General features: G+C 68.1%; 13 protein-coding genes. 6 read left to right on the forward strand and 7 right to left on the reverse strand.

All coding sequences use genetic code 11. The features are described 5' to 3' along the window. Nucleotides 1-162 precede the first annotated feature (162 nt). From ABDW31_RS07300 to ABDW31_RS07310, 3 genes are all read left to right on the forward strand, one after another. Nucleotides 163-465 (forward strand): HU family DNA-binding protein, encoded by a 303-nt coding sequence (locus ABDW31_RS07300; RefSeq protein WP_184717826.1) that lies wholly within the window; start codon nt 163-165, stop codon nt 463-465. Continuing rightward, on the forward strand, nt 458-3,094 hold the full coding sequence (locus ABDW31_RS07305; protein WP_184717828.1) for a glycoside hydrolase family 3 C-terminal domain-containing protein: 2,637 nt from the start codon (nt 458-460) through the stop codon (nt 3,092-3,094). The genes ABDW31_RS07300 and ABDW31_RS07305 overlap by 8 nt, the downstream gene beginning before the upstream one ends. Before the next feature lie 71 nt (nt 3,095-3,165). After that, on the forward strand, nt 3,166-6,624 hold the full coding sequence (locus ABDW31_RS07310; protein WP_184717830.1) for a TonB-dependent receptor: 3,459 nt from the start codon (nt 3,166-3,168) through the stop codon (nt 6,622-6,624). A gap of 22 nt (nt 6,625-6,646) precedes the next feature. On the opposite strand, the gene ABDW31_RS07315 is transcribed toward ABDW31_RS07310, so the two are convergent. The 7 genes from ABDW31_RS07315 to ABDW31_RS07345 form a co-directional block, all read right to left on the reverse strand. Then, nucleotides 6,647-7,084 (reverse strand): hypothetical protein, encoded by a 438-nt coding sequence (locus ABDW31_RS07315; protein WP_184717832.1) that lies wholly within the window; start codon nt 7,082-7,084, stop codon nt 6,647-6,649. 82 nt (nt 7,085-7,166) lie between these two features. Further along, entirely contained in the window at nt 7,167-8,630 is a 1,464-nt protein-coding gene (locus ABDW31_RS07320) for a hypothetical protein (RefSeq protein WP_184717834.1), read from the reverse strand. A 94-nt stretch (nt 8,631-8,724) separates the two neighbouring features. Then, nucleotides 8,725-9,249: a hypothetical protein gene (locus tag ABDW31_RS07325; protein ID WP_343698454.1), complete on the reverse strand. Its 525-nt coding sequence runs from the start codon at nt 9,247-9,249 to the stop codon at nt 8,725-8,727. 98 nt (nt 9,250-9,347) lie between these two features. Then, nucleotides 9,348-10,148, reverse strand: coding sequence for a DUF6683 family protein (locus ABDW31_RS07330; protein WP_184717837.1), 801 nt, complete (start codon nt 10,146-10,148; stop codon nt 9,348-9,350). Nucleotides 10,149-10,237: 89 nt separating this feature from the next. Continuing rightward, the gene (locus tag ABDW31_RS07335; protein ID WP_184717839.1) at nt 10,238-10,951 is read right to left on the reverse strand and encodes a hypothetical protein; all 714 of its coding nucleotides are present in this window, start codon (nt 10,949-10,951) and stop codon (nt 10,238-10,240) included. 112 nt (nt 10,952-11,063) lie between these two features. After that, on the reverse strand, nt 11,064-11,432 hold the full coding sequence (fliO, locus tag ABDW31_RS07340) for a flagellar biosynthetic protein FliO (RefSeq protein ID WP_184717841.1): 369 nt from the start codon (nt 11,430-11,432) through the stop codon (nt 11,064-11,066). Next, a complete protein-coding gene (locus ABDW31_RS07345; protein WP_184717842.1) occupies nt 11,432-12,619 on the reverse strand; it encodes an EscU/YscU/HrcU family type III secretion system export apparatus switch protein in 1,188 nt (395 codons plus the stop codon). The genes fliO and ABDW31_RS07345 overlap by 1 nt, the downstream gene beginning before the upstream one ends. Before the next feature lie 457 nt (nt 12,620-13,076). On the opposite strand from ABDW31_RS07345, the gene ABDW31_RS07350 reads away from it, so the two are divergent. The 3 genes from ABDW31_RS07350 to sctC are packed head-to-tail and all read left to right on the forward strand — an operon-like array spanning nt 13,077 to nt 17,486. Then, the gene (locus ABDW31_RS07350; protein ID WP_221444647.1) at nt 13,077-13,556 is read left to right on the forward strand and encodes a lytic transglycosylase domain-containing protein; all 480 of its coding nucleotides are present in this window, start codon (nt 13,077-13,079) and stop codon (nt 13,554-13,556) included. 19 nt (nt 13,557-13,575) lie between these two features. Continuing rightward, nucleotides 13,576-15,579: a flagellar biosynthesis protein FlhA gene (locus ABDW31_RS07355; RefSeq protein ID WP_184717846.1), complete on the forward strand. Its 2,004-nt coding sequence runs from the start codon at nt 13,576-13,578 to the stop codon at nt 15,577-15,579. Nucleotides 15,580-15,596: 17 nt separating this feature from the next. Beyond that, nucleotides 15,597-17,486: a type III secretion system outer membrane ring subunit SctC gene (gene sctC / locus ABDW31_RS07360; protein WP_184717848.1), complete on the forward strand. Its 1,890-nt coding sequence runs from the start codon at nt 15,597-15,599 to the stop codon at nt 17,484-17,486. Nucleotides 17,487-17,488: the final 2 nt, after the last annotated feature.

Consider the following 17,488-nt stretch of genomic DNA (forward strand, 5'->3'; position numbering starts at 1 on the left):
GTTTATGCCGCGTTGTGCGCAATATGATTGCGTCATTTTCCCAATGTGACCGGTAACTTTTCGCTTTCGAAATCGAAAATGGCATGTTTATGTCGCCTCATTGATACCGGTAACTAGCCGGAGGGGCGGCCGTCACAGGCCGCGAAGGGGAGGAAGGTCGCGGTGCGCGTCGACGGTCAGTTCGTGCAGCCCTTGGCAGACGTGACGCGCATGCTCGATCGCGAGCTGTGCGACGTGCTGGTCCAGTCGCTGCTGCGCCGGATGCGCGACGCCTTGCTCGAGGGGCAAAGTCTCGAGGTTCCGAATATCGGCCACATCAGCGTCCGCCAGACACGGCCCTACGCGCTGGTCAATCCGGTGAGCGGCCAGGCCCAGGCGCTGGGCGGCGAACGCACCCTTCTCTTCCGTCCCGACCGCCAGTTGGTGCGGGACCTCAACAACAGTCAGGACAATCGTGATGCGTGACCTTCGCGTACTTCTGGGGGTCTCCACGGCCGTGAGCCTGGCGTTGGCTACGCCGGCCTGGTCGCAAGAGGCGTTCAAGAACGCCAAGCTTTCTTCGGCCCAGCGCGCCGCCGACCTCATCTCGCGCATGACGCTGGAGGAGAAGGCCGCCCAGCTGCGCCACGTCGCCCCGGCCATTCCGCGCCTGTCGGTGCCGGCCTACAACTGGTGGAACGAGGGCTTGCACGGCGTGGCTCGCGCCGGCGAGGCGACCGTGTTCCCGCAGGCAGTGGGCCTGGCGGCGACCTTCGACGCCAAGCTGATCGGCCAGGTCGGCGACGTCATCAGCACCGAGTTCCGCGCCAAGTACGTCGACAAAGTCGGGCCCGACGGCTCGACCGCCCAGTATCGCGGCCTGACCATCTGGTCGCCCAACATCAACATCTTCCGCGACCCGCGCTGGGGCCGGGGCCAGGAGACCTACGGCGAGGATCCGCACCTGACCGCCGAGATGGGCGTGGCCTTCGTCGAGGGCCTGCAGGGCCCGGACCTGGCCCATCCCAAGGTCGCCGCCCAGGCCAAGCACTACGCCGTGCACAGCGGCCCCGAGGCCGACCGTCACTTCGAGGATATCCATCCCTCGCGCCACGACCTGGAAGACACCTACATGCCGGCGTTCAAGACGCTGGTGACGCGGGCCAAGGTCGAGTCGGTGATGTGCGCCTACAACGCCGTCGACGGTGTGCCGGCCTGCGCCAGCGACGCCCTTCTGAACCAGCGCCTGCGCCGTGACTGGGGCTTCAAGGGCCATGTGGTCACCGACTGCGGGGCGATGGCCGACATCTATCTGCCCAAGGCGCATAACTACCGGAAGACCCCGGCCGAGGCCTTCGCCGTCGCGCTGAAGGCGGGCACGGACGTGGCCTGCGACTTCGGCGGCAAGCTGGGCGTCGAGGCCCCGGCCATCGTCGAGGCCGTCCGCACGGGCCTGGCGACCGAGGCCGAGGTTGACGTCGCCCTGAACCGCCTGTTCGAGATCCGCTATCGCCTGGGCCTGATGGATCCGCCGACCAGCGGGCCGTGGGGCAAGATCACCGCCGCCGACAACGACACCCCGGCCCACCGCGCCCTCAACCTGCGCACGGCCCAGGCCTCGCTGGTGCTGTTGAAGAACGACGGTCTGCTGCCGCTGAAGGCCGCGCCGAAGTCGATCGCCGTGATCGGTCCCAATGCCGACAGCGTCGACGCCCTGATCGGCAACTATGCCGGGACGCCGTCCAAGCCGATCACCGTGCTGGCCGGCATCCGCGCTCGCTACCCCGACGCCAAGATCACCCACGTGCCGGGCACGGGCCTGATCGGTCCGGCCAGCACGCCAACACCCGACGCCATCTTCTGCCAGGACGCGGCCTGCGCGACCCCGGGTCTGAAGGTCGAGGACTTCGGCAACCTGGATCTGGCGGGCACGCCGCAGGTCCGCACCGACACCAACGCCAAGTTCCGCTGGGGCTGGCCGACGCGCGAGATGCGCAAGGGCTCGATCCGCTGGAGCGGCTTCGTCAAGGCGGGACAGACCGGGCCGCACGGCTTCACCCTGACCGGCGACGGCGGTTGGCGCATCAAGGTCGACGGCCAGACCCTGGCCGACTTCTGGCACGCCACCATCGACCCCTCGATGGGCAAGTCGGTCAATCTGACGGCCGGCAAGACCTACGCCATCACCATCGAGGCCCGCCAGGACAGCGAGCGCGGCACGCAAGGCCTGATCTGGAACCAGCCGGCCGACGACGGCGACGCGGCCCTGGCCATCGTCAAGGACGCCGATCTGGTGATCTTCGCAGGCGGCCTGACCGCCCGGGTCGAGGGCGAGGAGATGAGCGTCCACGCCCAGGGCTTCGCCGGCGGTGACCGCACCAGCCTGGACCTGCCGGCCCCGCAACAGAAGCTGCTGGAAAGCGCGCACGCCCTGGGCAAGCCCACGATCCTGGTGCTGATGAACGGCGGCGCGATCAGCAGCAACTGGGCCGACAAGACCCTGCCGGCGGTGATCGAGGCCTGGTATCCGGGCGGGGAGGGCGGCGCGGCCATCGCTAGCCTGATCGCCGGCGACTTCAGCCCCTCGGGCCGCCTGCCGGTCACCGTCTATCGCTCGGCCGACCAACTGCCGCCGTTCAAGGACTACGGCATGGCCGGTCGCACCTACCGCTATTTCGGCGGCGAGGCGCTGTACCCGTTCGGCTACGGCCTGTCCTACACCCGCTTTTCGTACGGCAAGCCGGCCCTGGCGCGCTCGGTCGCGGCAGGCCAGCGCGTGAAGGTCACCGCGCCCGTCACCAATGCTGGCGTGCGTGACGGCGACGAGGTCGTCCAGCTCTACGTCACCCGTCCCGGCGTGGTCGGCGCTCCGGCCCGCGCGCTGAAGGGATTCCAGCGCGTGTCGCTGAAGGCCGGCGAGACCAAGACCGTGACCTTCGAGCTCGAGGCCGACGCCTTCTCGACCGTCGACCAGGCCGGCCAGCGCAGCGTCGAGCCCGGCGCGGCCCAGCTGTGGATCGGCGGCGGCCAGCCGCTCTCGCGGCCAGGCCTTGAGCAACCCGCCGGCGTCCGCGCCGACCTCACGATCACCGGCAGAAAGGCGCTCGCCAACTAGCCACGCAAGACCAGGGGCGCGGACAAAAACAACACCGCGCCCCGCCAGACCAAACTCTTGGGGAGGAAATAATGACTACGATTCAACGCCATCTCCGGCGGACGACCCTGCTCGCCGGTATATCAGCCGCCGCCTTCGTGGCCGCGGCTCCCGGTCTCGCCGCCGCGCAGGCGACCGAGCCAGTAAAGACGGCTGATGGCGACACCGTCAGCGAGGTGGTCGTCACGGGTTATCGCGCCTCGCTGCGCAGCGCCCTGAACGTCAAGAAAAACGCCGACGTCATCATGGACGCCATCAACGCCGAGGACATGGCGGACTTCCCGGACTCGAACCTGGCGGAGTCGCTGCAGCGCTTGCCCGGCATCTCGATTGACCGCGACAACGGCGAAGGCCGGACCATCAGCGTGCGCGGCCTCTCCGGCGATTTCAGCCGCGTCCGCATCAACAACATGGAAGCTCTGTCGACCGGCGCCGCCAACGACGCCGGCGGCAGCCCGAACCGTTCGCGCGCCTTCGACTTCAACGCCTTCGCCTCCGAACTCTTCAGCTCGGTGCGGGTGCGCAAATCCTCGTCGGCCGAGGCCGATGAAGGCTCGCTGGGCGCCACGGTCGACCTGATCACCGGCCGCCCGTTCGACTACAAGAACGAGGCCTTCGCCCTGTCGGCCGAGGACTCCTATTATCGCAATGGCAAGAAGCACAGCCCGCGCATCACGGGCTTGGCCTCCAAGCGCTGGTTCGACGGTCGGCTGGGGACGCTGGTCTCGGCCGCCTACGCCAAGCGCAATTCCGAGGACGACAGCTATGGCCGCGGTGGCGGCTCGGCCGACTACACCTATCGCGGCAGCACCTGGACCGGCGACGAACTGCCCGGCCGCGCCGGCTTCGCCGCCCCGACCGGCACCGTCTTCAGCGCCCTGATCCCGACCACCCTGACGGGCTCGGCCCTGGACGCCTACAAGGTCAATCCGGCCAACTACTACAATCCGCTGGCCAATCCCGAAGCCTATGCGGCGATGACCGGCTCGGACCCGGCGGCTTACGCCAAGCTCTATCCGGGCTGCGCGGCCGCGGCGGCACAGTCGATCGCGACGCTGACGCCGACCAGCCCGGGCTGCAACAACTCGCTGATCCGCTTCCCGGCCCTGCCGTCGCTGAACCAGCGCAATGTCGAGACCGAGCGTCTGGGCCTGACCGCCGCCATTCAGTTCGAGGTCAGTTCTCGCACGCGCGTGTCGATCGATGGGCTCTATTCGAAGTTCGACAGCGTCAGCACCAACTACCAGATCTCGCCGGTCGGCCTGAACCGCAACAACACCAACGCCAGCTATCAGTACGGCGGCAACGTCCCCACGGCGGCGGTTCCTGGTGGCTCGGCCATGACCGAGGCTCAGCGTCGCGCGCTGTATCCCGGTGGCTGCACCTATGCCGACGAGACCGACCTGAATCCCGGCCAGGACTGTGGCCAGTCGCTGAACGGCACCGCGCCGCTGGCGGGCTACACGTTCAGCTACAACCCCAACAATCTGGACGTCTACGAGTACTACACCAACCGCAATTCGCCTGGTTATCTCGGTCCCGCATCCAGCCTGCCGTTCCGCGGCTCGCTGATCGGCCGCCCGGCGGTCAAGCTGCTGGACGCCGAGGTCGTTGGCCAGAACGCCGAGTACCTGAAACTGGGCAATGTCGACTGGCGATCGGCCGCCGACCGCGGCGCCTACACCACCGACTTCCGCCAGGTGTCGGTCAATCTGGACCACGAGTTCAGCGACAAGCTGAAGGGGCAGTTCTCGGTCGGCGCGTCGCGCTCGGAGAACAAGAACCAGGGCACCCTGGTCGAGTTCAACTACATGGACGCGGCCGAGCCCTTCATCTTCGACTCGCGCGGCCTGTCGGGGATGCCGAAGTTCGATCCGGGCTTCAACGCCGCCGACCCGAACAAGTGGGGCATCGTCAAGGGCTTCTCGGCCATGCGCAATTACGAGCGCAACACGGTCAACGACTACAAGGGCGGCAAGATCGACCTGACCTATCAGCTGGACGATCACTGGACGATCAAGGCCGGGATCACCAAGCGCGAGTTCGGGTTCTCGACCGACCAGTACGAGCGCAACAACGACCTGCTGAACCCGACCGAGAAGGAGGCCAAGGTCAGCATCGCCTCGCTGGGCCAGGTCATCGACTTCGGCCAGGGCCTGGACGTGCCGGCCGGCTCGGTGACCAGCTTCTTCACGCCCAACCTGGAAGCGTTCAGCAGCGTCTTCGGCTTCGACTGCAACTGCATCAACAAGTTCGGCGACTTCCGCATCACTCGGAAGCGCAACCGCTCGGCCTCGTTCGAGGTCGACGAGAAAAACCTGTCCTATTACCTGCAGTTCGGCTTCAGCTACGACGTCTGGGGCGGTCGCCGCCTGTTCGGCAACGTCGGGGTGCGCCAGGCCAAGACCGACGTCTTCGCGGTGGGCGAGACGACCGCCGGCCGTCGCATCACCGGCGAGAACAACTACACCGACACCCTGCCGTCGGCGAACCTGACCTGGGAGGCGTGGGATAACCTCTACATCCGCGTCGCCGCCGCCAAGGTCATGGCGCGTCCGCTGCTGGGCAACCTGTCGCCGGCCATCACCGGCATCAGCATCCCGGGCGACGGCAACGTCACCGGCGGCTCGCTGACGGTGGGCAACACCAAGCTGTCGCCGTTCCGCGGCAAGGCCTTCGACGTCGCCGCCGAGTGGTACTTCAACGAGGGTGGCCTGATCAGCCTGGGCTACTTCCGCAAGGACATCGACAGCTTCCCGCAGACGGTGTTCTACGAGGCCCCGCTGTCGACCTTCCTGGACGCGGAAGCCATCGCCCAGCTGAAGCTGCAGTTCCCCGGCGAGACCGGCGGCGACATCTTCCGTCGCGCCTATATCGATGCCGACAACCCGATGCTGGCCCGTCAGGTCCGCGACGCGCCGGGCGGCTATCTGCAGGGCTGGGAGTTCAACTTCCAGCAGGACCTGACCTTCCTGCCTTGGTACTTCAAGAACTTGGGCATCCAGTTCAACATGACCAAGCTGGACACCAAGCTGACCTACATCCTGGATCCGGGGGCGGTCACGGCCGGTACGGGCGTGGTCACCAAGGCGCCGACCTACGGCACCGGTCCGTGGCTGGGCGCCTCGCCCAAGGGTCTGAACTTCACGCTCTACTACGAGACCGAGAAGTTCAACGCGCGCATCTCGGCCGCCCAGCGTGACGAGTACTACACCAAGTACCCGATCAGCGCAGGCACCTGCGATCCGGGCCTGCAGCCCAATGGTGCGGCGTGCGACGGTCCGCTGATCAACGAGTTCGACGGCAATCGTTCGACCATGAACGTCGACTTCTCGATGCGCTACCAGCCGACCAAGCAGATCAGCATCACCTTCGAGGCGCTGAACATCACCGACGAGATGGCCGAGCGCTTCACGTTCAGCGATCCGGTCGTGCTGTCCTACGGCGGCAGCGGCCCGAACTACCGGGTCGGCATCCGCTACAAGTACTAGGCTCTCCCCCTACAGCGCCGGCTTACGAGCCGGCGCTGTTTCTTTTCGTGGCGACGGCCAGGATCTTGTAGTCCAGCTGCTCGCCGGGGACGGGCGTCTCGATCACGGCGATGGCGATGACTGCGCCGGGGCGCTTCCAGGCGCGAGCGTCGGCGGCGCGGATATGCGCGGGCAGGGCCGGCTCGGGCTGCCAGGACGACAGGCCCGTCTGGTAGTGGCCGGCGACCTCGTTCCAGGTCGCGCTCGCGGGCAGGCGATAGGCGACGACGTCCAGCTTGCCGTGGGCCGGCTCCAGGGCGTCGCGGAACTCCGACACGACGACATCCAGGCGGCGGTCGTGCGCGCCGGGCTCGGCCAGCAACTGCGCCTGGGCGGGCGGAGCCGGCGGCGCGGCGGTCGTGGCGGGCGAGCAGGCGACGACGGTTAGCACGGTCATGGCGGCGATCCACTTCAGAAGCATCGGCGTCTCCAGGGCGCCGACGCGCGTTCGGCCCGCTCCGGGGAACGCCCGGAACAGGCCAATGGCTGCGTCTGCAAGGTCCTCAGCGCTGGCCGTCCAGCACGCGGCCCAGGGCGGTGTCGTAGTCGCCCTCGGCCGGACCCTCATAGGGGGTCTTGGTCGTCGGGTCGTGCGGGAAGGACAGCTCGAAGAAGGTGTCCTTCAGCGAGGCCGTGCCGGCGGCATAGGCCGCGACTCCGTCCTTGACCAGGGCGTCGGTGTACATGCCGATGGCCGCGCCCGCGACCGGGCCGGCCGAACCGGTGGCCAAGCCCACGGCGGACTTGAAGATGCCGCCGACCATCTCCGCCTTGGCCTTTTCGGACGCGGTGGCCTTGTCCACCGCCGCCTGGGCGGCGCCGGCGAAGTAGCCCAGGTCCTGGGCGTTGCGGTGATAGCCGCCGACCTGGGTTTCCAGGCGCGTGATCGGGTTTTCGTTCAGGGCGTTGCCGGTCTGCAGCTTGGCGACATAGCCGCCGACGACCGCCTCGCCGGGCTTGCCCTGCTTGAGGGTCTCGGTGAGGAAGCTGGTCATGGCGCCGCCATAGCGGTCGGCGGTTTCCAGCTGGCGCACGACGCCGGTGACGTCGGTGTCTAGCAGGCCCTGGAGACTGTCGCGGACCTTGGCGGCCTCGGCGGCGGCGGTGGAGTTCACCGAGAAGGCGCTGCCGGCGTTGGCGATCTCGCCCAGCATCGTACCGCCCTGGGCGAAGACGCTGGCCTTGACCGAGGCGTTCTGACTGGTGGCGGCCGCGTTCAGGATGCCGGTCAGCGTGCCGACGTCATAGTGACTGGCCATCGCGCCCGTGGGCGACTGGTTCGTGGTCAACTCGGCCGATGACTTCATCACCGCGCCCAGCTCGGCCTTCGACAGGGACGAGACGGCCGTGTCAAAATGGACGCCTTGCAGGCTGCCCAGCACCGTGCCGACGGCCAGGGCCTCGGCGTCGCTCTTGTAGGTCACCGAGCCGGCGAGGCCGAACATGCTGCGCTCGACTTCACCCTTCAGGCCATCGGTCGTGCGGCTGGCCATGGCCTCGACATAGCCGACCTTGGCTTCCGGCGTGGCGAAGGTGGCGACAGCCTCGGCCAGGGCGGCGACGTCCTCGCGGCTATTGAAGGCTTCGGAAACCCGGCCCAGCTGCGCGCCCGACAGGCCGGCGGCCAGGTCGTTGAACACGTCGTGCTTCTCGTCGGCCGTCAGGCCCTGGGCGCCCAGGACGCCGCCAGCGTTGATGTCTTCGGCCAAGCCCTTGAGGTCGGCGTCGCTGAGCTTGGAGACGGTAGCGTCCAGCTCGGCTGGCGACAGGTCGCCGATCGTGTCGGCGACGCTCTGCATGTTGGCGTTGCGGCTGGTGCCTAGCAGGCCGTCTTCACGCGTCAGGTCCTGGACCTGGCTGACCGCGGTGTCGACCTTGTCGGCCGCCGACGGGGTCGAGGCCGCCGAGCAGCTGTTGCTCGACGACGAGTCCGTCGACGACGAAACGGAGTTGGAACCGTCGGCCATGGGGATGCTCCTGGATGGCGGTGTCGATCTTGCGGAAAGCCTATCGACGGTCGCGCGGCGCGTTCAGTGGGATGATCCCTAGCTGGGGAAAACCCTAGCGGCGGTCGTCCTGCGTGGGGGCGGCGACGCTGGTGGCGCTGGCCAGTTCGGCCGGCGGGCGATCCAGCTTGCTGAACGGGGCCAGCACGAAGTCGAGATCCGCCTGGCCGCGCAGCTGGCCCAGGCGCTGATCGAGGCGCGAGTCCTCGATGTGCTCGGAGGTCTCTTCGAACTCGCGTTCGGTCGGGGTCTCGACGGCGGCGTCGGTGGTGCGGGCGACGGTTTCGCCGACCGCGCTGACCGTGCCGCCCACGAGGCCGTCCTTGCCTAGCAGGCCTTGCTCGCCGAGCAGGCGCTCCAGCGCGCCGCGCTGCTGCGGGGCCAGGCCCGACAGCGCTTCGAGCAGGACGGACGGCGCGGCTTCCGAGAAGGCCGTGAGGTCGAGGCGGCCGGTGGCCTCGAAGCGGGCCAGGGCGGTCTCGAGCGGCTTGGCCGGCGCCAGGGCAGGCGGCGCCGCGCCGGCGGCCAGGATGCTGTCGATGGAAGACATGATGATCTCCGCGATGGGACGATCGATCATGAGATCCGCCAACAGCCCGGCCTATTGGGGATTACCCTAGGCTCCCTTTTTCGGCGCGTGACGGGCGCCGAAACCGGTTCCCACTTTCGGCTGTCACCCTAGCCGCGAACGAAGCCGTTGTTCGTCAGCGTTAGCTGGCGCAGGTCCACGCCCATCTCGTTGCGGAAGCGGGTCACGGCCGCGTCGCCCAGGCGGCGGGCGGTGGCGCGGTCGCCGCGCTTCATGGCGTCCAGATAGGCCGCATGCTGGATCAGGAAGTTCAGCATCAGCACCTCGGACATCTCCTGGCGCTGGGCCTCGTTCAGCCGGGCGTAGCCGGGATTGGAGGCGATCATCGGCTTGACCTGGTTGCGCACGGCCTGGGCCTGGGCGCGGTTACTGTCGCCGCCGTTGGCCATCACCCAGTTGAAGATCCAGTAGGCGGCCATCGAGTCGGCGGTGTCGCCGGGGCGCAGGCCGTCGCCGCCGACGATCTGGGCCCAGCTGCGGACCGGGTCGCGCTGGGCCAGGGCCTGGGCGATCTTGCGGCCGCCCTCGGGGCCGGCTTGCGTGCCCATCCAGTCGGCGAACTGGCGACGCACGCGGGCGCTCACCTCGGGCGAGGCGCGATAGGTGGTCTGGGTCAGGGCCGGGCCGCTGGGCGCGCCAGGGCGACCCACCAGGCTGGTCGGCGAATTGGACGAATAGCGCGGCGCAGCGCGCGAGGGCTGCCGGCCATAGCTGCCGCCGCCGCGGCCCGAATTGATCGCCGAGTCGACCCTCTGCTTGTTGAGGATGTCGGACAGCACGTAGTTGTTCGGCATCACCGTCGGCATGTCCTGGGCGGCGACCGGCGCGGCGAAGGGCAGGGCCAACAACAGGGCGGCGGGCGCCAGGAAACGGGCAAAGCGCAGGATCATCAGGTCGGGTCCTTCTTCCATGCTTGGCTGGCAACGCAGAAAGCGGCGGATTGCTCCGCCGCCTTCCACAACCAATTTCCGGTCCGCGATTATTGCTTGCGGGCCAGGGTCGAAACACTTTCGCCGATCGACTTCAGCGCCGTGTTCAGGGCGTTGGAGAGGATGGTGATTTCCTGACCCAGCGCGGTGAGCTTGGCGCCCTGCTGGGTGATCTGCGAGTCGGCGCCCTTGTCGCCGTCCTTGGCGGCGTTCTTGGCTTCGTCGATCTCGCCGGCGATCTTGAGTTGCTCGTCCATCTTGGCGTCGATGGCCTTGCCCAGCGCCAGGGCCAGGCGGACCAGGAAGCTTTCGCCGCCGGCCGCACCGCCCGCCGCACGGGTCTTGGCGTTGCCGCGGACGTTGCCGTCCTCGTCGGAGCCGTTCTCCAGCTTCTCCTGGACGTTGTTCTGCAGCATATCGAGGACGTTGAACGCCTTGCTCTCGATCTCGCCGGCGCCGAACTGGTCGAGGCCCGCGGCGCTGGCTAGGCCCTGGCTGGCCTCGCCGATGTTCTGGACCGCGCCGCCCGGGTTGCCGGCGGCGGCGTGGAAGGTGGCCTGGGCCAGGTCGATGACCGGCTGCGGCAGGCCCAGCTTCTGGCCGATGTTCTGCAGCAGCTGATCGCCGATCGACATCATCAGGCCCTTCAGGGCCGTGGTGACCAGCAGCGAAGCGCCGCCGGTCGCGACGCCCAGGGCGCCTTGCAGGGCGATGCTGGCGACGCTGCTGAAGAGGTTACCGCCAAGTCCGCTCAAGAACGACATCTCAAAACTCCGTTGTTTTCCGTGGGTTCGGTTTGCTCGGAGGGCTTGGAGACGTCGCTCCGTTGCCCGGCCTGATCAGACAACCACCTCGGGCGCGGCGTCATAAGTTGGGTCATTCCCTAGCTAGGGTTTTCCCTAGAAAACGGCGGATGTTGGCCGGAACGGCGGCCTTCGTGGTCCAGACCGGTTGCGCGGGCTCCTCGGCAGCGGGCTCCTCGGCCGGACGTGGGCGGCGGTCGATGATGGTGATCTGGCCGGCGGTGACGCCCAGCAGCAGGACCTCGTCGCGATACTCGACCACCGTCAGCCGCTCGCGGGGGCCAACGGGCAGGGCGCGGACGTAGCGGATCTCGTCGCCGGCCCCAGGCTTTCCGGCCTGGGCGCGCTTGAGCAGTTTCAGCGAGAAGAACGCCAGGGCCAGGACGATGGCCAAGGCGACGCCGACGGTGGCGAGGTCGAGCAGGGCGGTCAGAGCGGTCATCAAGCTTCCTTGTCGGGGGAATCGGTATCGGAGCGGTCGGCGGGGCGGACCGCCATCTCGGGCAGGGCGGGGTAGGTGGGACCGGCGGGCGGCGCGTCCTTGGCGGCCTCTTCAGCGGCCTCCTCGGCGGCGGTCTCGCGCACGCGGCGGGCCCACAGGATCACCTCGGCGACGGCGGCGAACAGGTCCTGGGGCACGATGTCGTCTATGTCGGCCTTGTCGCGCAGGGCGCGGGCCAGCTCGACATTGCGGATGATCGGCACGCCCTCCGCTTCCGCGGCTTGACGCATGGCGGCGGCGACCAGACCCTCGCCCTTGCCTAGCAAAACGGGCGCGGCGTGCTGGCTGGGATCGTAGGCCAAGGCGCAGGCGATGTGGGTCGGATTGACCACCAGGACGGAGGCGTCGCGGGCCGCCTGGGTGGCGCTCTGCTGCGACCATTCCTGGTGCATCTGCCGCCGTTGCGAGCGGACGTGCGGGTCGCCCTCGGCGTCCTTCATCTCCTGCTTGATGTCACGCCGGCTCATCTTCATCTTTTTGATAAAGCTGTGTTTTTGGTAGACGAGGTCCAGGGCCGAGACGAGCAGGAACGCCGCCACCGCGGACGCCGTCAGCTTGAAGGTCGTGGAGGAGAGGGCGTGCAGCACGTCGCGCGGCTCGTTGGCCGGCAGGCGGGTCAGCTGCGCGAAGTCGCCGACGACCACCAGCCAGCAGATCAGCAGCAGCAGCAAGGTCTTGGCCAGCGACTTGGCCGTCTCGACCAGGTTGTCCATGTTGACCATGCGCTTGAGCCCCTCGCCGGGGTTCATGTGCGACAGCTTGGGGGTCATCTTCTCGAGCGTGAAGACCGGCCCGACCTGCAGGAACTCCGCGACCGTGCCAACGATCGCCACGGGCAGGAAGGTCACCGCCGACAGCAGCACCAGCGCCTGGAAGGCGGCCATGCCGGCAATGCCGTAGGCTTCCTCGAACGGGCGGTCGGTCAGGGTCAGCACCTGGTCGAACAGGGCGGTCAGCCGCTGCAGCCCGAACGCGCCCAGGCACAGCCCCACCAGCAGCCAGGCGCCCAGCGTGACCGTGGACGACAGGTCCTTGCTCTTGGCGACGTCGCCCTTCTTGCGGGCGTCGGACAGGCGCTTGGGTGTCGGCTTCTCTGTCCGGTCGCCGGAGTCATTCTTTTCGGCCATCGATCAGACCCGTGCGAGGCTGCTCAGACTATCGTTTTGCGCGAGCTTATCTGTCCGAATTTCAAAGTGTTTCCATGGTGAAGTTTCAAGCTCTACCATAGTATTTTCCTTGGTGTGTCAGTATAAGGAGCGTTTAAAAAGTCTTACTTGAGCTGTTGACAGGATTGATACTCGAAAGTTAGGACTTATCAAGGCTGGGGAATACGGGCTGGGCGCATAACATAGGGACGAGTTAATGCGCAAGTTGTGCCTGAGTGTGTCAGCGTATTGCGTAATCTTGTTTCCGCCATATTTTGCTCTCGCATATGAATGCGAGACTTTCAGCGGTCTGAAGTTCAGCTCAACTCAACCGCTCAACGAGAAGTTCTCTTTGGCGTTTGCGGATTGCAGCGCTGAAACAAAGTCGCAAGTCGGCTCAGAACAACTCCGCCTTTACGACTCCGGCCAAGTCACCAAGGTGATCTCAGCGGGTCGCTACACGCCGGCCGTGACCACCGAACCGGTGGCGCTGCGAGCGCCGGCGCGCGTCAATTACGCCGATCACGTCGCCGCCGTCGGGCGCGACTTCGACATCGATCCCAGCTTCCTGGCCGCAGTCATGCACGTGGAATCGCGCGGCAACGCCAAGGCGGTTTCGCCCAAGGGCGCGCGCGGCCTGATGCAGGTGATGCCGGCCACCGCCAAGCAGATGGGCGTCAGCGATCCGCTGGTGCAGCTGGACGACCCGCTGACCAATCTGCGCACCGGCGCGGCCTATCTGAAGACCCTGCAGCGCCGCTTCGGCAACAACCTGGATCTGGTCCTGGCGGCCTACAACGCCGGCGAGGGCGCGGTCATGAAGTACGGCCGCAAGATCCCGCCGTATCGCGAGACGCAGGGCTACGTCGTCAGCGTCATGGACCGTTACCGCGGCCTCCGCGCCGCAGGTTCCTGGTAGCCCACGGCGGAGCCCCCCGATGAGCGTCGAAACCTATCTCAAGCGCGCCCGCGTCGCGCCCGCCCGCGGCCTGGCGTCCCGCTTCAGCGACCTGTTCCTGGTCGGTGGCGTGGTGGCGATCGTCGGCCTGATGATCCTGCCGCTGCCCGCCCTGGCGCTGGACGCCCTGGTGGCGGTCAACATCTGTTTCGGCGTGATGCTGCTGCTGGTGTCGATCTACATCTCGACCATCACCGAGTTCTCGGTCTTTCCCAGTCTTCTGCTGATCACGACCCTGTATCGACTGGCCCTGTCGATCGCCACGACCCGGCTGATCCTGCTGGAAGGTCATGCCGGGCACATCATCGACACCTTCGGGGTGATGGTCGCTGGCGGCAATCTGGTGGTCGGCCTGGTGGTGTTCCTGATCATCACCGTCGTGCAGTTCATCGTCATCGCCAAGGGCGCCGAGCGCGTGGCCGAGGTGGCCGCCCGCTTCAGCCTGGACGCCATGCCCGGCAAGCAGCTGTCGATCGACAGCGACCTGCGCTCGGGCCTGATCGACAAGGACGAGGCGCGCCGCCGCCGCAAGGCGCTGGAGATGGAAAGCAAGCTGCACGGCAGCCTCGACGGCGCGATGAAGTTCGTCAAAGGCGACGCGGTCGCCGGCATCATCATCGTGGTCATCAACCTGATCGGCGGCCTGACCGTGGGCATGCTGCAGCAGGGCCTCGACTTCGGCACGGCCATCCACAAGTACTCGATCCTGACCATCGGCGACGGCATGGTCACCCAGATCCCGGCCCTGCTGGGCGCCATGGCCGCCGGCCTGCTGGTCACTCGCACCACCGACGAGGAGGGCGACGGCCACCTGGGCGAGGCGGTCCGCTCGCAGTTCGCCGCCAAGCCCCGCGTGTTCCTGGTCGCCGGCGCGATCTGCTGGCTGCTGGCCCTGGTGCCCGGCTTCCCGGTCGCGGTGTTCCTGGTCCTGGGCGGCGTGGCCCTGGTCACCGGCGCGCTGCTGGACGTGAAGATGCGCGCCATCCTGGCCAAGCGCGTCGCCGGCCTGCGCGGCGAGGTCGCCCGCGAGGACGTCCCGGCCATCGCCCACACCCGCGCACTGGAAGCCCAGCCGATGGTGCCGCTGCTGCTGGAGCTGGACGGTTCGGGCGCCCGCGTCCGCCACACCGCCGAAGTGGTCCGCACTCTGGAGGACGTACTGGACGCGTTCGAGCTGCGGCTGGGCGTGGCCCTGCCCAAGGCTTCAGTCCACTACGGCGCCGAGACCGGCGAGACCCGCTGGCGCCTGTTGGCCTTCGAAGCGCCGATCGGCGAGGGGACCTGGGTTGATCCCGGCGAGATCAACGAACTGCGCGAAGCCGTCGGCCAGAGCCTGCGCCGCAACGCCGGTCTGTTCGTCGGGGTGCAGGAGGCCAGCAACCTGCTGACCCGCGCCGGCGGCGACTATCCCGAAGTCGTCAAGGAAGCCGCCCGCGCCCTGCCGCTGGCCCGCATCGCCGAGGTGCTGCGCCGTCTGGTCGAGGAAGAGATCCCGCTGCGCAACATGCGTGACGTGCTGGAATCCCTGGCCGACGCTGGCCAGCGCGAGAAGGACCCTTTCGCCCTCACCGAGTTCGCCCGCGTCGCCCTGCGCCGGCAGATCTGCCACCGCTACGCCCCTGACGGCCGCTTGCGCGCCATCGTGCTGGAGCCGGCCCTGGAGCAGCAAATCCGGGAGGCCATCCGCACCGGCGGGACCGGCCAGCAGCTGGCCCTGGATCCCGAGGTCGCCCGCCGCGTCATCGACACCATCACCGTCACGGCCACCAACGCCGAGGTCACGGTGCTGCTGACCGCGATCGACCTGCGCCGACATGTCCGCAAGCTGATCGAGCCCGAGCTGTTCGACCTGGCCGTCCTGTCGTTCCACGAACTGCTGCCCAGCCTGAAGCTCGAGGTCGCCGGCCGCGTCGGCCTGCCGCCTCAGACCCTGACCGTCGTCGAAAGCGATGGTCCTTCCCAAGCCGCCCCCGCCGCCGCCTGAGCGTCCCCGGAGATCGAATGACCGAACGTCGTGAGCACCTCTCGAAGTCTTCCTTCCGTCGCGGCATGCTCGCCGCGGCAGCCTGGATCGGCGTGTGCCTGGCCGCGCCGGCCGTCCAGGCCGGCGAACCGCCGGTCGGCGCACGCAGCGTCGACCTGACCGCCCGCGAGCAGCCGATCGCCCAGTTCCTGCAAGCCTTCTACAGCCAGCTGGGCCTGCCGGTCTCGATCTCGCCGGGCGTCACCGGCACCATCAACGGCCTGTTCCGCGGCCCGGCCGGGAAGATCCAGGCCGACGTCTCCAAGGCCTTCGACCTGGTCACCTATTACGACGGCTCGGCGGTGCACGTGTACACCGCCGCCCAGATCTCCAACCGCAGCTTCCCGCTGTCGGGCTCGGCCGCGCGCCGGGTCGACCGCAGCGCCCGCCAGCTGGGCCTGCTGGACGACCGCAACGGCCTGCGGACCACGTCTGACCTGCTGGTGGCCACCGGCACGCCGCGCTTCCTGCAGCAGATCGACGATCTGGCGCGGGGCGGGGCGCAAGCTGAAGCCATCTCGCCGACCCTGCAGTACCGGGTATTCTACCTGCGCTACGGCTGGGCCGAGGACGTCAGCCTGAGCGTCGGCGCCAAGCAGGTGCAGATCCCGGGCGTGGCCTCGATCATCCGCTCGCTGGTCAGCACCGATCCCAAGGAGCGCGCCGGCTCCAGCGCCCGCACCGAGAGCCCGATCCCGGCGGCGGTGCAGGGCCTGCGCGGCCAGGGCCTGGCGACCCTGGGGTCGCCCAACCCCTCCGGTCCCGGCTATTTCGACGCGACCCAGAACGCCAACGGCACTCTGGGCCTGCCGCTGGCCTCGGAGCAGACCGGCAGCTTCGCGCCGCAGAACCCGGTGCGCGTGCAGGCCGACTCTCGTCTCAACGCCATCATCGTTCGCGACATCGCCGAGCGCATGCCCGCCTACGAGGAGCTGGTCCGCGCCCTGGATGTCGAGCCGCAGCTGCTGGAGATCGAGGCGGCGATCATCGACATCGACACCGGCCGGGCTCGCGACCTGGGCATCAATTGGCGCTTCGACGATGGCCGGGGCGGCGTCCAGTTCGGCCGCGGCCCCGACGCCCCGCCCGGGCTGGAAGACAGCGGCCTGGTGCGCGGCCAGACCTCGCCCCGCTCAGCGGCCGGCCTGGTGGCCTCGACCATCATCGGCAATGGCGACTATTTCGCCGCCCGCCTGAACGCTCTGGAGACCGAGGGCGTCGCCCGCGTGGTCTCGCGTCCGCAGGTCGTGACCCTGTCAAACATCGAGGCGGTGTTCGAGAACAGCCGCGACTTCTATGTCCGCCTGGCCGGTGAGCGCGACGTCGACCTGTTCAACGTCTCGGCCGGCACGACCCTGCGCGTCACCCCGCACGTGACCCGCGACGAGAACGGCGCGCGCATCCGCATGCTGGTCAGCATCGAGGACGGCTCGCTGACCAACGACCGCGTCGACAACATCCCCGTGGTGCGCCGCGCTGCCCTGAACACCCAGGCGATGATCGCCGAGGGCCAGAGCATGCTGCTGGGCGGCCTGACCGTGCAGTCCGACACCCGTGACACCAGCAAGATCCCCGTGCTGGGCGGCATTCCGGTGCTGGGCAACCTGTTCAAGGTGCAGTCGCGCAGCAGCGGCCGCATCGAGCGGATGTTCCTGATCACCCCGCGCCTGGCCTCGGTGGGGCAGCCCCGGGCGATCCCGGCCGGCCTGCGCTACGACGCGCCGGTCCAGGGCGTGGAGAACGCGCCGCTGCCGCCCGCCCCGCCGCTGGCCACCAAGACCCGCTCGACCCCTGTCGCGGTCGCACCGCCACCCCCGCCTCCGCCGCCTCCCTCGACGGCGTCGATGAAGCCCATCCCCAATCCGTAAAG

It is taken from the genome of Caulobacter sp. (assembly GCF_039596335.1).
GTDB lineage: Bacteria > Pseudomonadota > Alphaproteobacteria > Caulobacterales > Caulobacteraceae > Caulobacter.

Excerpts from the sequence above, each read along its gene's own strand:
- fliO (WP_184717841.1), bottom strand. The coding sequence starts at position 11,432 with ATGACCGCTCTGACCGCCCTGCTCGACCTCGCCACCGTCGGCGTCGCC.
- ABDW31_RS07345 (WP_184717842.1), bottom strand. The coding sequence starts at position 12,619 with ATGGCCGAAAAGAATGACTCCGGCGACCGGACAGAGAAGCCGACACCC.
- ABDW31_RS07335 (WP_184717839.1), bottom strand. The coding sequence starts at position 10,951 with ATGTCGTTCTTGAGCGGACTTGGCGGTAACCTCTTCAGCAGCGTCGCC.
- ABDW31_RS07355 (WP_184717846.1), top strand. The coding sequence starts at position 13,576 with ATGAGCGTCGAAACCTATCTCAAGCGCGCCCGCGTCGCGCCCGCCCGC.
- sctC (WP_184717848.1), top strand. The coding sequence starts at position 15,597 with ATGACCGAACGTCGTGAGCACCTCTCGAAGTCTTCCTTCCGTCGCGGC.
- ABDW31_RS07315 (WP_184717832.1), bottom strand. The coding sequence starts at position 7,084 with ATGCTTCTGAAGTGGATCGCCGCCATGACCGTGCTAACCGTCGTCGCC.
- ABDW31_RS07320 (WP_184717834.1), bottom strand. The coding sequence starts at position 8,630 with ATGGCCGACGGTTCCAACTCCGTTTCGTCGTCGACGGACTCGTCGTCG.
- ABDW31_RS07330 (WP_184717837.1), bottom strand. The coding sequence starts at position 10,148 with ATGATCCTGCGCTTTGCCCGTTTCCTGGCGCCCGCCGCCCTGTTGTTG.
- ABDW31_RS07305 (WP_184717828.1), top strand. The coding sequence starts at position 458 with ATGCGTGACCTTCGCGTACTTCTGGGGGTCTCCACGGCCGTGAGCCTG.
- ABDW31_RS07310 (WP_184717830.1), top strand. The coding sequence starts at position 3,166 with ATGACTACGATTCAACGCCATCTCCGGCGGACGACCCTGCTCGCCGGT.
- ABDW31_RS07325 (WP_343698454.1), bottom strand. The coding sequence starts at position 9,249 with ATGATCGATCGTCCCATCGCGGAGATCATCATGTCTTCCATCGACAGC.